This window comes from Streptomyces canus, from assembly GCF_030816965.1.
Taxonomy (GTDB): Bacteria; Actinomycetota; Actinomycetes; order Streptomycetales; family Streptomycetaceae; genus Streptomyces; species Streptomyces canus_E.
In genome coordinates this window covers 136,023-149,395 of the sequence record NZ_JAUSYQ010000001.1, presented here as the reverse complement: position 1 = coordinate 149,395, position 13,373 = coordinate 136,023, and the positions used below count along the sequence as shown (strand labels likewise).

Below are 13,373 nucleotides of genomic sequence, written 5' to 3'. Positions count from 1 at the left end.
CGGGATATGCAGCGCTGGCGCGCTGCATAGGGAGCGGCTCCGCTGACGCTCCGCCAGATTCCCGCGCAAGCGCGGGAATCGAATTCCGCAAGCGGAATTCTGAGTGCGTTTCAATTCGCGTAAGCGCGAATTGAGGGAATCCCGCAAGCGGGATTCCTGGGGCTGGCGGCAAGAGGGGGTGCATCGCGCGCGGGACTGTGTAGGGTTTGGGATTCCCAGCCACTACCTCTGCAAGGGATGTGACGCACTGTCGGCCTGACGGAGTGCCGGCGCCTTGTTGTAGTGACGGGGTTCCGCTGCGCTCCACCCTGAACCTCTCCCCCACCGTCTACCTGTCCCCACTGTTCATCAAAACCCTGTCTGTATATAGGACAGTCGACCGTTCGTGGGTGAGATTGAGTCACTGTGCCATCCTCGGGTGTGAAGTTGGCGTATGGGTGATGCATCATGACTTGTGGCTGTGTAGAGTCTGGGATCAGATGCTACACCCCTACCGCCGCGCACCTTGCGCCTGGATTCTATTTGTTATTACGTGCCGCATTCCGAGAAAAAGGAGAACACGGGGCATGGCCGTGAAGCTGCGTGATCACCAGATCGAGGCCGTTTCCGCCATTGTGCGGGGTCTTGATGTTCCGCCGGGTGGTATTCCCTGGAATGGTCTTCGTGGGCAGGTGCACGCGGCGTGTGGGACGGGGAAGACGATTATGGCTGCGGTGTCGGCGAGGCGGCTTGTGCCCAGGGGGCGTGTGCTCGTGCTGGTGCCGACGCTGGATCTGCTGGCGCAGACGGTGAGGGCGTGGCACGAGGTTGGGCACAGGGGGCCGGCGGTTGCGGTGTGTTCGCTCCAGGACGACCCGGAGCTGTGGTCGTTGAAGGTGCGTTCCACGACGAACCCGGTCCAGTTGGCGCTGTGGCACGGGCAGGGGCCGGTCACCATCTACGCCACCTATGCGTCTTTGGGTGTTCTGGCGGAGGCGTTCGAGGGTGTCTACGGGCAGAAGCTTGATCCGGTGGATCTGGCGGTGGTGGATGAGGCGCACCGGACGTCGGGGTCGATGGGTAAGGCGTGGGCGGACATCCACGATCAGAGTGTGATCCCGGCGTTGCGGCGGTTGTATCTGACGGCGACGCCGCGGATCTGGGAGGAGCGGCTGGGCCGGGAGGTTGCTGAGGGGGTGCGGGATCCGCTGCCGCGTCAGATGGCGGCTTCCATGGATGACGAGAAGGTCTTCGGGCCGGTCCTGTACAAGCTCTCGCTCGCGTCGGCCGTCTCCCGGGGCTTGCTGGCGCGGTACCAGATCATCGTGCTGGAGCTGAAGGACCCGGTCGTCACGCCGGAGAAGCTGATGGGCGAGGAGCGGCACACGGAAGAGGTACGCGGGCAGCGCCTTGGAGCCTTGCAGGCCGCGTTGCTGCACACGATGGCGCAGCATGACCTGTCGACGTGCATCACCTTCCATCACCGGACGATCGAGGCTCAGGCGTACGCGGAGGGTCTGGAGCGGGTTGCGGCGAAGCTGCATACCGATCAGCCCGAGACGTTCCCGGCTCGGATCTGGGCGGACTGGCTGTGCGGGGAGCATGTCCCCGAGCGTCGGCGGGAGGTTCTGGGTTCGTTCGGGTCCACGGCGCAGCGGGCCGTGCTCTCGAACTGCCGGGTCCTGGGTGAGGGCGTCGACATCAGAGCCGTGGATTCAGTTGCCCTGCTGGACCCCAAGGGGGCGCCGCACGACATCGTCCAGGCCATCGGGCGCGCTTTGCGGCAGAAGCCCGGGCAGGGCAAGCTCGCCTCCCTGATCGTGCCGGTGTTCCTCCAGCCGGGAGAGCAGCCTGAGGACATGTTCACCTCCGGTTCCTACCGGCCCCTGGTGAAAGTCCTGGAGGGCCTGCGGGCCCACGATGAAGAGGCCGTGGAACTGCTCGCGATTCCGCAGGAGCCGCAGAAGGACGTGGCGCAGCCGTCCGTGAACATCGGTGTCGCCCCAGAAGAGGGCGAGGACGAGTCTCGCCTGCTGCTGCGTTTCGCGGCCCCCCGGGATCCGGTGATGGTCGCGGACTGGGTCTCCTTCAACGTGATCGACACCGAGCGTCAGGACTGGGCCCGCGGCTGGGCGAAGCTGAAGACGTACGTCGAGCGGGTCGGGAACGCGAGGGTGCCCTACGGACACCGCGAGGGCGCGACACCACTGGGGCAATGGGTCGCAGAACAGCGACGCGCGTACGGGGCCGGGGAGATGACCGGCCGGCGCGCCCAGCGGCTGGAACAGCTCGGCATGGTCTGGTCCGTCGCGGATGAGCGGTTCCAGGAGAACCTGGAGGCCGCCAAGGCGTACTACGACCAGCACTGGACCCTCTGCGCACCGAGGTCGGCGACGATGCTGGGCAAGCCGTTGGGGATGTGGCTCGCGAATGTGCGGCGACCCGGCACGCTGGAGGGCCATCCCGAATGGAAGACAGCCCTGGAAGCCGTCGACGAGGACTGGAACCCGGAGTGGCCGGCCGAATGGCAACGCCACTACGCCGCACTGCGCGAACTCGTACGCGACGAAGAAGGCCAAGCCGGCGCGGTGGAAGTCCTGCCCGGCGTCACCGTCCACGGCATGGACATCGGGAAGTGGTTGGCCCGGCAGCGGACGCCGAAGGTCTGGGAGGGCCTGACGGACGGGCAGCGCGAGCGCATGGAACAACTCGGCATCACACCGCTCGCCCCGGCCCCGGAGCCGGAGGCACCCGCGAAGCCGTCCACGACGCCCGTGGGGGCCTTCGAGCGGGGTGTAGCGGCCCTGGCACGGTACAAGGCCCGGGAGGGCTCCGTGACCGTCCCACGGGGGCACGTAGAGCGACTGGAAGACGGAACCGAAGTCCGACTCGGAGTGTGGATCATGAACCAGAAGGGCCGCCGCGCCAAGCTGACCACCGACAAACTCACCGCACTCGCCGACCTCGGCCTCAACTGGGCGGAATCCTGACGCTGTTGGGCCGCTCCCGGACGCTTTGTACGACCCGGGGTCTTTCGTTGGCCCGGGCCAGCGGCATTGCACTGGAGTGCGTGTAGGCACTGGGATCCCGGGTCGCTCCCCGCTCGGGCTATGTGGCGACCGCGGCCTTCTCGTAGAGAGCGAAGCCGTGGCGGAGCATCCGGACGGAAAGCTCGGTGGCTCGCGGCGGAACGTCGGTGTTGCTGGTGAGCTTGGCCAGGTTCACATTGCCAGGGGACGGCGCTGGGCCGATCACCGCGGCACGCTCGAGGCCATCGCGTGGAAGTACCGCGCCAACTCGCCCTGGCGGGACACCCCCGAGGAGCTCGGCTCGTTCCAGACGGCCCATAAGCGGCTGATCAGGTGGGCCGTCGACGGCACATGGGAGAAGATCTTCGCCGCCGTCCTCGCCGCAGCGGTTGCCGTCGACGACATCGGCTGGACCGTAGTGCTCACTAATCGGACAGACACATCCGATCAACTGACCGACCCATCAAAGAGACACGCTCTAGCGGTGTTTGCAGGCCGCAGGAAGGTCCGGGACGGCTGTGGGCTGGGCGGAGTACTTGCCTATGGTGAGTCCCCGCATGAGTGCACCTTCGAGGCTGACAGCACGGTCACGAGCTGTTCGCGCTCTTCCGGCGTTCCTTTGTCTGCGTGCTCAAGGACTCAGATCAAAATGAGGTCTTCAGGCGTCGCCGGCAGATGATCGCGCAGCCGAGGGTGAGGAAGGCTTGGTGGATGTCGGTGCGGATCTGCCAACGGAGGCGCAGTCGGCGGAACCAGTGCAGGAGGGCGAGGGCTGCTTCCACGACCCATCGGCTCTTGCCCAGTCCGCTGCCGTGCCCGGTGCCGCGGCGGGCGATGCGCGGGCGGATGCCCAGCTCGCGGACCTGGCGGCGGTAGATGTCGTGGTCGTGGCCGCGGTCCGCGTAGAGCACATCGGGGCGCCGGCGGGGTCGCCCGCGCTTGCCGCGGATCGGTGGCACGGCGTGGATCAGGGGCAGGAGCTGGGTGACGTCGTTGCGGTTGCCGCCGGTCACGGTGGCGGCCAGCGGGATGCCGTGGGCGTCGACGATGACGTGGTGCTTGCTGCCGGTCTTGCCCCGGTCTACCGGTGAACGCCCGGTGGCGTCCCCGCCCTTCAGGGCCCGCAGGTGGGAGCCGTCGACGGAGACGCGGGACAGGTCGAGGATGTCGCCGGCGCGCAGTTCGGCGAGCAGAAGCTCGTGCAACTGCTGCCACACTCCCGTCTCATTCCAGTCGCGCAGCCGCCGCCAGCAGGTCATCCCGGAGCCGAAGCCCAGCTCCTGCGGCAGGACCTCCCACCGGATCCCGGTGTACAGCACGAACAGGATCCTGCACATGACTTTGCGCTGCTCAAGCCGCATGCGTCCGGGGTGACGGCAGCGCCGCGCCACCACCGGCAGTAACGGCTCGATCCGCTCCCACAACCCGTCCTCGATCTCCCACGGCTTGCGCGTGCCCGCCCCCGTACCCGTACCCGCTTGCACTCTCGTATCGGCGAGGAGAGGGCAGACTGAGGGATGCTCATTCCGTTGGGCCCGTGGCGTCGGGCTGCCCTTCCCGTGTGAACCAAGGTCCGCGGTCCAGGCGGTCCTGCACGACTTCGCGCGCGTCGGGGTCGGCGAGGCGGTCGGCGAGGCGCTGGGCGCGGGCTTTGAGTTCCCTCGCGTCCGGGGTGCCGGTGGCGGCGGCCGTCCGGGCCCGGACCTCGGTGGCGAAGGCCCGGTCCCAGTCGGTGAAGTCATCCGGGTGCTCGGCGATCAACTCCGCGTAGCGCGGGGCGTGGTGGGCGGCAACCTGAGGGCGGCCCATGGCCAGGGCAGTCTGGGCAATGGTGTATTCGCCGCGGCCGTGGTGGGCCGGGGTGCCCGCCTCCAGCCAGTGGTAACACGCCGCGTAGGCCTGGTAGAGGGCCCGGTCCTGCTCGGCGCGCGAGGTGTCCGGGGGTGAGGTCGAAGAGCAGGCCCCCGAGCGCGTGGTTGAGCTCGACGGCGAACCCATGGGTGCAGATCACGTGCGCGCGGTTGGCGGTTACCGAACGCAAAGACCACGTCCTGCCAGCGGGCGAAGCCGTGTTCGCGGGCGATGACATGCTGCGCGTCGCGTATGGAGAAATCGACCGGGTCGACCGGGCCGGTCTTGGCCGCGCGCTCGGCGGCACCGGGCTTACTGCCCTGGACGGCCAGGCGCAGGTCCTTGGCCTGGTTGCGCAACTGCCCCAGGTCGGCCAGGGCGGGAAGGGCGGGGGTGGTACCGGTCACAGCAATGTACCTCCAGGTCACGTGTGGGGGTCCGGGCGGGTCGGTGGCCGGGCGGGTTACCAGAAGCGCGGTTGGGCGGGGATGGCCTCCAGGTCGGTGAGGACCAGTTCGCGGTCCTCGTCCTGGGCGATGTCCTCGGCGGCGGCCAGGGCCTGTTCGGTCCAGGTGCGGGCCTGGTCCTTGTCGCCGGCCACCGCGTGGGCGCGGGCCAGGGACTCGTAGGCGTAGGCCAGGTCCCAGTCCCCGATGCCGTGGGCCCGGCAGATCTCCAGGCCGCGCCGGGCGTGGTGCAGGGCGGGCTCGGCCCGGCCCAGCACGCAGTAGACGCGTGAGCACTGCCACTCGCCGCGGCTGAGATTCACCGGGGCGCCCACCTGGCCCCAGTGGTAGCGCGAGGCGTGCGCCATGTGCAGCATCCGGTCGTCGTCCTCGACGCTGCGGTCCTCCTGCTCCAGCAACCGCCACACCCCGTTGAACAGGTCCACGGCCACCCGCCGCTCGTCGCCTGCGGCGCCCTCGGTCCTCTGCTGCGTGTCCTGGTCGGTCATCGCTGTTGTGACTCCGTCCTCGATCAGATGGTCTGTTCGGTGGAGATCGCCCCGGACCCGGTCCAGGCGTGCCTGGAGCCGTCGCCGGTGCTGGATCAGGACCTGCTGGATCGCGGCCTCGTCGTCCGGCTTGGCCAGGCACGCACGCACTTGCTCCAGAGGGACGTCGACCGAGCGCAGGAGCCGCACCAGCCGCGCGGGCGCGACCTGCTCGGCGCCGTAGAGCCGGTAGCCGGTGTCGGGGTCGACGACGGCAGGCGCCAGCAGTCCCACCCGGTCGTAGTGCCGCAGCGCCTTCGCGGTCAGGCCGACACGGCGTGCCAGTTGACCGACCGTGATCAGCTCAGGTCCATCCACCATCCCCTGAACCTAGAACCCTGCCCCGCGGGAACCTCAAACGGGCACTCACACCTATGAAAATGTGGCTATCGGCCCGGACCGGTGCGAGATCGGCAGGTCCGACGGCAAGCCACGCCTTCGCCTCATTCTGTTCGGAGCCCTAAGCCTCCAACGAGTCCTTCGGCGGCTGGACCAAGACCTTCACCGACCCACGCCTCTGCGCGCCATCGTCGACCGCCTCACCTTCAACGGCACCTCATCGAAACCGGCACCGACTCCTACCGCCTCGCCAGCACCCGAGCACGAGCCGAGGAACCCGCCAAGGCTGGCTGACTGCTGCCTGTTTGTAAGCACTTCTTTGGGCTCCACTGCACGGACCGGAAGTGGCTCCACGACGTAAGAAGTTGACCTGGCTCCACTTAGCGCGGAGCCACGAAAGGCTCACCGGAAACGGCCTGGCTCTCGCCGCCTTCAAGTCGAACATGGGTTCCCTTGGGTCGGAGGATCATTGATACGGTCCCGTCATGGCTCAAGCACAGGGATCACCGAGCGGCCCCGTTACCGCGACCGATGTCGAACATGCCGTCCGTTTGGCTCTCGCTGCTCTGCGCGGGGCGAACGCGCCGGACTGGAGTGTCAAGGCCGGTTCCCTGGAGTGGGACTGTTGGGAGACGGTCGAGCACCTGGCCGACGACCTGTTCTCCTACGCCGTCCAACTGAGCCCGGCGAACCCGCCGCTGGACACCCATGTGCCGTTCGCGTGGAGCCGCAAGAGGCCGGGCGGCCCCGCGAATGCTGTCTTCGCCGACCGCGAGGCCGGCCCAGCCGGTCTGCTGCAAGTACTGGATGCCAGCGGCGCCTTGCTGACCGCAATCGTCCGCACGACGCCACCCACGGTCCGGGCACATCACATCTTCGGCCCTGCCGACCCCGAAGGCTTCGCCGCGATGGGCATCGTCGAGACCCTGGTGCACACCCACGACGTCGCCGAGGGCCTGGGCATTGACTGGACGCCGCCCGCAGACCTATGCGGCCGCGTGCTGGACCGGCTCTTCCCCGACACCCCGACCGATACCGACCGGTGGCCAACCCTCCTTTGGGCCACCGGCCGCGCAGAACTTCCCGGTCGTCCGCGCCTTGCCACGTGGCGCTGGTACGGCACACCCCGCGCTGACAGCAGGCCGTAGAAGACCGTCAGCCCGCCTGGGTGCCCGGCGAGATCTACCCCCGTCCCGGCCAGCGGGACCACCCGATCGAAGTGGGGCCAAATCTCCTTGCTACAGCGGCGCGAACCCCCTCCCGCACGCCCCGTCCAGCCCGTCAGCGGAGCCAAAACAACTCGGTGCAGCGGAGCCGAAAGAACTGCTTACAGACAGCTGCCGCTATCTGCCTCGATGGGCAGCCGCCCGGGCGGCTGCCCATCTCGCCTCAAACTGTCTCAGTTGATCTGGTCCGAAGTTATCCGTCGCTCGGCTTCCTGAGCTGCATGCTCCAGTCGGCTCCGATGGTTCTCCCACCATGCCGAGTCACCCGGCGCCATGCTGTCGTTGCCCTTGTTCATCCCCACGGCACCGTCCATGAGCTCCCGGATGATGTCGGCATGGCCAGCGTGCCGGTGCGTGTCAGCGATCACGCGCACCACGGCGTGGTGCAACGTCACCTCGTCCCTACCGCTGGGCCACCATGGCACCTTGCCGATCGTGTCCAGCGCCAGCGTGTCGAGCGTCGCATCCGCGTGGGTCCACGCTCGGCGGTAGAGCTCAACGATGTACTCGCGTGACTCGTCGGCGGTGACCCACATATCCGCGTTCGGCTCGGCACCGTCTTCCAGCCAAGGCAGCGGTTCACCGGACGGCCGTCCGAAGGTGTCGCCGAGATAGCCCAGCTCCACGCTGGCCGCGTGCTTCACCAGGCCGAGAACGTTGGTGCCGGTCGGCGTCGACGGACGGCGGATGTCGTACTCCGAGAGCCCTTCGAGCTTCCATAGCAGGGCATCACGGGCGGACTGCAGATAAAAGTGAAGATCAGCCTTGGGATCTGATGCGGTCATGGGGCCAGTCTGCCGCTCGCATGATCTCTGTCCATCACTGGCGGCGAACCGAGGAGGATCAGCCGCCTGGGGCCGATGGCTTTCGGGTCAGCATCGATGCCGAGTTCGTCGGCGATCCGGGTGCGCAGCCGGCCTATCTGCCCGAGCTCGATGAGCTGGTCGTGGATGTCGGCGATGTCGCGGCAGTACGTGACACCGTCGATGCCGTGCCCTCAGCCAAAAGGAGTGTGCTTGGTGAACTCCATCGTGCAACCGGACGGAGTCGCAGGCGAGTGGCGGGATCGAGTGGCCGCCGTACGCCGCGAACTCATCGAGCACGGGCCGCCGCGGAGTCCCGATGGCGCTCCGGACTTCGCCACCGTCACGCTGCCGGAGCGCGACTGTGATCAGGTACGTGACCTCCTGGTGGATGAGCGAGTCGGCACGGTCGTCGAGACGGCCGTCCCCGTCGCGGCGAATCAGCGCCATCGCGCCGCAGCACAGTCACCAGCTTGCCGAAGGTCACGTGGGCTGAGCCCGGTGAACGGTGCTGTCCAAGAGGGCTCCGACGCCGTGACCACACCAGCTATCTCAAGATCATCCCACGGCCCGTCAAGCAGCCTCCTCTCGCTGGCAACCGCTCCGGACGACCTCAGGACTGCCAGGTCAGTGCGTTGGCGACAGTCGGGTGGATCGTGGGGTAGGAGCATCCGGACGGTCAACAGAACGCGTAGAGGGCGGGGTTGATGATCAACGTAGGGCAGTGTCTGGACGAGGGCGGGCATGTCGGTGACCCGTGGTCGAGGGTGGATGCCACCCGGCTGGCACGCGCCGCGAAGGAACAGGCTGAGCGGACAGTACCGGGGATTCAGAACATGAGGTCCTACCTGGCCTCCCAAGTCTGCGACGTCTCACATCGTGCAGTGCTGGGCCCTCTGCTCGACGGGCACGGGGCGAGCGGCGTCGTGGTGCGGCGCGGCGTGGTCCTCGCCTCCTGGGGCGACACGGAGCGGACGGAGATGGCTTTCAGCGCTACCAAAAGCGTCCTGTCCCTCGTGGCCGGGCTGGCGTTCGATGACGGTCTGCTCCGGTTGGACGAGCCCGTGTGCCGCTCGGTCGACCTGCCGCAGTTCGGCGACGCACACGCACGGAAGATCACCTGGCGACACCTTCTGGACCAGTCCAGCCAGTGGGAGGGCGAGCTGTGGTCCAAGCCAACCTGGGCCGACGCCCAGAGCACCCGTGAGGGAACGGAGTCAGCCGGCGGACCGCCCGGAGCGGGCTGGGCCTACAACGACGTCCGAGTGAACCTGACCGCCCTTGCGCTCACTGTCCTGCTCCGCCGACCCCTGCCCGAGGCCCTGCACGAGCGGATCATGGAGCCGATCGGGGCTTCGTCCGGCTGGTCCTGGCACGGTTACGCCGATTCCGCGATCGAGATCGACGGCCGACGCATCCTCGTGGTGTCCGGCGGCGCACACTGGGGCGGCGGCCTATGGATCAATGCTCTCGACCTTGCCCGGATCGGCCAACTGTGCCTACGAAACGGGCAATGGGGCAGGCGTCGGTTGCTGTCCACCGGGTGGATCGAAGAGATGTGGCGGCCCTGCCCGGTCAAGCCCGACTACGGGCTGTCATGGTGGCTGAACGACCACCGCACGGTCTGGCCCAAGGCCCCGTCCACCGGGCGCTGCGCCAGGGGAAACGGCGGCGGTCACCTGCTATGGGTCGACCCTGCACGGGACCTGGTGGTGAGCTCGCGCTGGGGAGCAGAGGTCGAATCACTCCTCGCTGAAGTGTCCGCCGCGATCGAGCCAACGCCGCCAGGCTGAACACGCTCCTGGCAACCCCACCATGCATCCAACAACCTTTGAAGATCAATTACGGGACATCCCCCAGCTTGATCTTTAACGTCCGGTGTCGAACGGTGCGTCGAGCTTGATCCTCGGTCCGGTAACTGCCGTACGGGGAAGCGGCCTTCGTCTGAACATGTGCTCCGACCAAGGAACACACACATTCAGAACGAAGGCCGTGAGGATGAGTCTGCTGCATCACGACGCCCGGTCTGACGCATTGGCACAACTGTCATGCTTCCGGGGCGAGTTCTACTCCTGCCTGACCGCTCGTTCGGACGCGTTGTCCGAGCTGGCTGATGCCGTTCTGTGCGGCGACGGACCGGTGAGGTCGCTGGCGGAGCTGTCGCTGGTGGGCGAACACCGCCGCGGCCACGGAGGGCTCTACGCCGCGGTGGCCCGTGGACGCATTGATGCCGGCCGGCTGCGGCGGGCACTGGCCGAAGTGCCACGGCCACGGGCTGCCGACGGCCGGCTGGTGCTGGCCATCGACGTCACCTGCTGGCTGCGGCCCGACGCCCACACCTCACCGGAACGGATCCTGTGCCACACCTGCGACCGGGGCACACCTTCCGCCTGTTCAAACAAACCCTCGGCTGGACCTCCCCGAAGATCCGCACTCCCGAGGCAGCCGACCGGCGGACCTGGCTGATCCTCGCCGCCTACACCCAACTGCGGCTCGCCCGACCGCTGGCGGCCGACCTGCGGCGGCCCTGGGAGAGACCGACCCCGCCGGACAGGCTCACCCCCGCCCGAGTCCGCCGCGACTTCCGGCACATCCGCCCCAAGGCCAGCTGCCCGGCCCAAGCACCGAAACCCTCCCGCCCCGGCCCCGGACGACCACCAGGCAGAAAGAACACCCGGCCCACACCCCGCCACGACGTGCACACACCCGGCAAGACACAACCTGCGAAACAGCGAACGAAGACGTCAACCACCCCACGACCACGCCGCACAGGTTAAAGATCAAGCCAGCAGGCGCAACAGGTGTGGCGGCATAGCCGATTCGGGTGGTCGTACGGCGGAGGCCCAGCCGCCGCCGTACGACCTTGGGGAGCACCGGCGCGGTAGGTAGCGGTTGGGTGTTCAGTTTGCTGAGCACCCGGTGGCGGATGGTCAGCGTTTGATACGTCCGCGGACGGCGAGGACAGCCAGGGCAAGAAGGGCAGGTTCCAGGAGGCGAGAGGTCATCTCGATGTAGGTGCCAGCGGTGGTCAGGTCCTGTCCGCTGGAGCGGAACACCACGGAGTTGAGCGTGATGTTCAGGGCCTTCTCGAAGCGCTTTCCCGTCCACCTGTTCCCGGTGGGGTTCTGAGGATCATCCTTCGGTAGCCCGAGGCCCATGAGCAGCACAATGGTGACGAGCATGGCGGCAGCGAGCCAGCCCAGGGATCGCAAGGCACGCAGGCAGTAGGCGTGCAGCAGTCCGCGTTCAGCTCGGGTGGTGCCTGTGCGGTCGTGGCGGCGCATCTCCATCTCGCCGTAGTAGAAGTCCGCTGCCCCTGGCTCGTTCTTGCCGTCCTCAAACGCCTTGCGCAGCGCTCGGTATACCGGCGTTAATTGCGCTGGCCCGACATGTCCGGCGCCGATGACCGCGGTGTTCCAGCCTCGGACGGCTTTCGGCCGGCTCGCGCGCCAGTGGTGCTCTTCGGCGAGGGTTCTGCGCTGGGTGAACTGCGGGGGGCGCCAGCGTTGTCGGGACGGAACTTCGTCGAAGGAACAGGTGCCCTCCGGCAGCCACCCCTGAGCGCGGCGCCGGCGCTGACCTTGAGAACGATCAGTCCTACTGGACTTCGCGGGATGCCTGCCCGTTGACCTGCCGTGGTCGGGCTGATGGTCGGGGTTGTGGTCAGGGGGTGTCGCCGGAGTAGTACAGGCGGCAGCTCACGCCCGGGCCCGGTGTGCGCGGCTCGCCGGGGCGCGGGTCGTACAGGGCGCGGCCGCCGGGGAACTGTCCGAGTTCGGTGGGCAGGGCCACGCCGTCGTCGACTTCCACGGTCCGCCATCCGTGGATGTCCAGCAGCAGGCCGTCCAGCGGTCCGCCGACCAGTGCGGCGTAGGTCCGGTGTGGGAGCGGGCCGGGGTTGGGGTCGTCGTGCTCCGCGCCGTAGACGCGGCCGTTCAGCAGCTGCTCGTCTCCGTTCATGCCGTCCAGCCTCGCAGCAGCCACCGACAACGCCCGCGCGGCGGCGGGCCCGGCCCCTGCCTCAATTCATCCAGGCCAGGCCGGGCCGTGCCCGCCGTGCCCGCCGTGCTCACCGCGCCTTCGGCAACGCCTCCAGAGGGCAGCGTTCCTCCCTCGCGCCGCGGCGCGGGGCCGGGGCGAAGACGAACAGCACCGGCGGGAAGCCGCGCTCGAGGGACGGCCCGGCATACGTCTCCTGCCAGTGGGAGCGCGGGGCCCGGGCGGCGTTGCCGCGCCCGGACGGCGGTCCGTTGCGGTAGGCGTCGTAGCGCTCCAGCTTGGCGACCAGGCGGGCGTAGGACATGGTGCGGTCGATCTCCACGAACGCGCTGGAGCCGTTGTCCAGGAGCACCACGGCGTCGGGGAGCAGGTTCCCGGCCGGAGTGGGGTGGGCGACCTCGAGGTGCCAGTCGCTCTGGTCGGCCTCCTTCGACTGGTGGAAGGCGATGACGGTGTCGACCAGGGCGTTGCCGTGCCCGCGCAGGCCCGTCCTGCTCGCTGCTCGCTGACCGGTGGTCCGGCCGGTCCTCGGTGCGAGCTCGCCGGAGGCGGCGGCTTCAGCGAGGCCTGCCGGGGTGCAGTACCAGTAGCTCTGCTGGGCGCGGTGGGTTCGGCCGACCAGAGCCGGCGATTCGTCGCGCAGGTTGCGCAGCGCGCGACGGGCGTGGTCGGTGTCCTGCTGGTGCGGCAGCAGCAGGGCCTTGAGCTGGCGGGGCGTGGCCAGACTCAGCCGGGCGAGAGTGAGCAGGACCTCGCCGCGGATGTCAGCGCCAGCCTTCGCCGCCGCCTTCCGGCCCCGGGACGCTTCTCCAGGCGCATCAGTGCTGGGAGAAGAGGAGTTGCAACCGACCGGGGCGGGTCGGCAAGGGGGCTGATCAGCGACGGCCGCCAGACGGAGGCCGGGAGCTACGGGGCTGGGAGCGGGGCTCGCTGTCGCAACGCCGTCCGAGCTGGCTGGCGGAGTCGGCGGGACAGGCGGGAGCGGTGCGGTGGTCATCGTGGCCTCGGGTCTCTCCGGCCGTACAAGGCCGGGTCGCTGACTGGTCCGGCCCGCACACGCAACAACGTGCGGGCCGGAGCCACCGTGCGGAAGGACCCCTTGTCCGCGGTCTGTTCATCCCGCCCGAGCGGTGTCCGCTTTGCCCCTTGACCA

Annotated in this window: 10 protein-coding genes and 4 pseudogenes; 6 read left to right on the top strand and 8 right to left on the bottom strand. The window is 68.3% G+C overall.

Translation table 11 applies throughout. The features are described 5' to 3' along the window. Window positions 1–566: 566 nt before the first annotated feature. Together QF027_RS00735 and QF027_RS00730 are read left to right on the top strand one after the other, a co-directional pair. On the top strand, window positions 567–2,969 hold the full coding sequence (locus QF027_RS00735; protein WP_307072092.1) for a DEAD/DEAH box helicase: 2,403 nt from the start codon (window positions 567–569) through the stop codon (window positions 2,967–2,969). Window positions 2,970–3,210: 241 nt separating this feature from the next. Next, window positions 3,211–3,426 (top strand): annotated as a pseudogene (locus tag QF027_RS00730) (transposase); the annotation flags it as partial. Window positions 3,427–3,652: 226 nt separating this feature from the next. On the opposite strand, the gene QF027_RS00725 reads toward QF027_RS00730, so the two are convergent. The 3 genes from QF027_RS00725 to QF027_RS00715 all read right to left on the bottom strand — a co-directional run bounded on the left by QF027_RS00725 (window position 3,653) and on the right by QF027_RS00715 (window position 6,174). Next, a complete protein-coding gene (locus QF027_RS00725) occupies window positions 3,653–4,444 on the bottom strand; it encodes an IS5 family transposase (protein WP_307072091.1) in 792 nt (263 codons plus the stop codon). Window positions 4,445–4,529: 85 nt separating this feature from the next. Further along, a complete protein-coding gene (locus tag QF027_RS00720) occupies window positions 4,530–5,006 on the bottom strand; it encodes a hypothetical protein (protein ID WP_307072087.1) in 477 nt (158 codons plus the stop codon). A gap of 316 nt (window positions 5,007–5,322) precedes the next feature. After that, window positions 5,323–6,174: a MerR family transcriptional regulator gene (locus tag QF027_RS00715; RefSeq protein WP_307072086.1), complete on the bottom strand. Its 852-nt coding sequence runs from the start codon at window positions 6,172–6,174 to the stop codon at window positions 5,323–5,325. Window positions 6,175–6,317: 143 nt separating this feature from the next. Between QF027_RS00715 and QF027_RS00710 the strand changes: the two are divergent. Continuing rightward, window positions 6,318–6,486: pseudogene (locus tag QF027_RS00710) on the top strand (ATP-binding protein); the annotation flags it as partial. 191 nt (window positions 6,487–6,677) lie between these two features. Further along, window positions 6,678–7,340 carry a maleylpyruvate isomerase N-terminal domain-containing protein gene (locus QF027_RS00705; protein ID WP_307072085.1) on the top strand — a complete coding sequence of 221 codons (663 nt, stop codon included), beginning with the start codon at window positions 6,678–6,680 and terminating at the stop codon, window positions 7,338–7,340. A 251-nt stretch (window positions 7,341–7,591) separates the two neighbouring features. On the opposite strand, the gene QF027_RS00700 is transcribed toward QF027_RS00705, so the two are convergent. After that, the gene (locus QF027_RS00700) at window positions 7,592–8,203 is read right to left on the bottom strand and encodes a DinB family protein (protein WP_307072084.1); all 612 of its coding nucleotides are present in this window, start codon (window positions 8,201–8,203) and stop codon (window positions 7,592–7,594) included. Between the two features lie 424 nt (window positions 8,204–8,627). After that, window positions 8,628–8,772 (bottom strand): annotated as a pseudogene (locus tag QF027_RS00695) (IS5/IS1182 family transposase); the annotation flags it as partial. Between the two features lie 333 nt (window positions 8,773–9,105). Here QF027_RS00695 and QF027_RS00690 point away from each other — a divergent pair. Beyond that, window positions 9,106–10,014 carry a serine hydrolase domain-containing protein gene (locus QF027_RS00690; RefSeq protein WP_307072083.1) on the top strand — a complete coding sequence of 303 codons (909 nt, stop codon included), beginning with the start codon at window positions 9,106–9,108 and terminating at the stop codon, window positions 10,012–10,014. Window positions 10,015–10,219: 205 nt separating this feature from the next. Beyond that, window positions 10,220–10,998: pseudogene (locus QF027_RS00685) on the top strand (transposase). Window positions 10,999–11,151: 153 nt separating this feature from the next. Here the strand turns inward: QF027_RS00685 and QF027_RS49425 are convergent. From QF027_RS49425 to QF027_RS00670, 3 genes are all read right to left on the bottom strand, one after another. Next, complete coding sequence (locus QF027_RS49425; protein ID WP_373432384.1) at window positions 11,152–11,511, bottom strand: hypothetical protein; 360 nt, start codon at window positions 11,509–11,511, stop codon at window positions 11,152–11,154. A gap of 373 nt (window positions 11,512–11,884) precedes the next feature. Continuing rightward, window positions 11,885–12,181 (bottom strand): hypothetical protein, encoded by a 297-nt coding sequence (locus tag QF027_RS00675; RefSeq protein ID WP_307072082.1) that lies wholly within the window; start codon window positions 12,179–12,181, stop codon window positions 11,885–11,887. Window positions 12,182–12,290: 109 nt separating this feature from the next. Beyond that, complete coding sequence (locus tag QF027_RS00670; protein WP_307072081.1) at window positions 12,291–13,217, bottom strand: replication-relaxation family protein; 927 nt, start codon at window positions 13,215–13,217, stop codon at window positions 12,291–12,293. Between the last annotated feature and the right edge of the window lie 156 nt (window positions 13,218–13,373).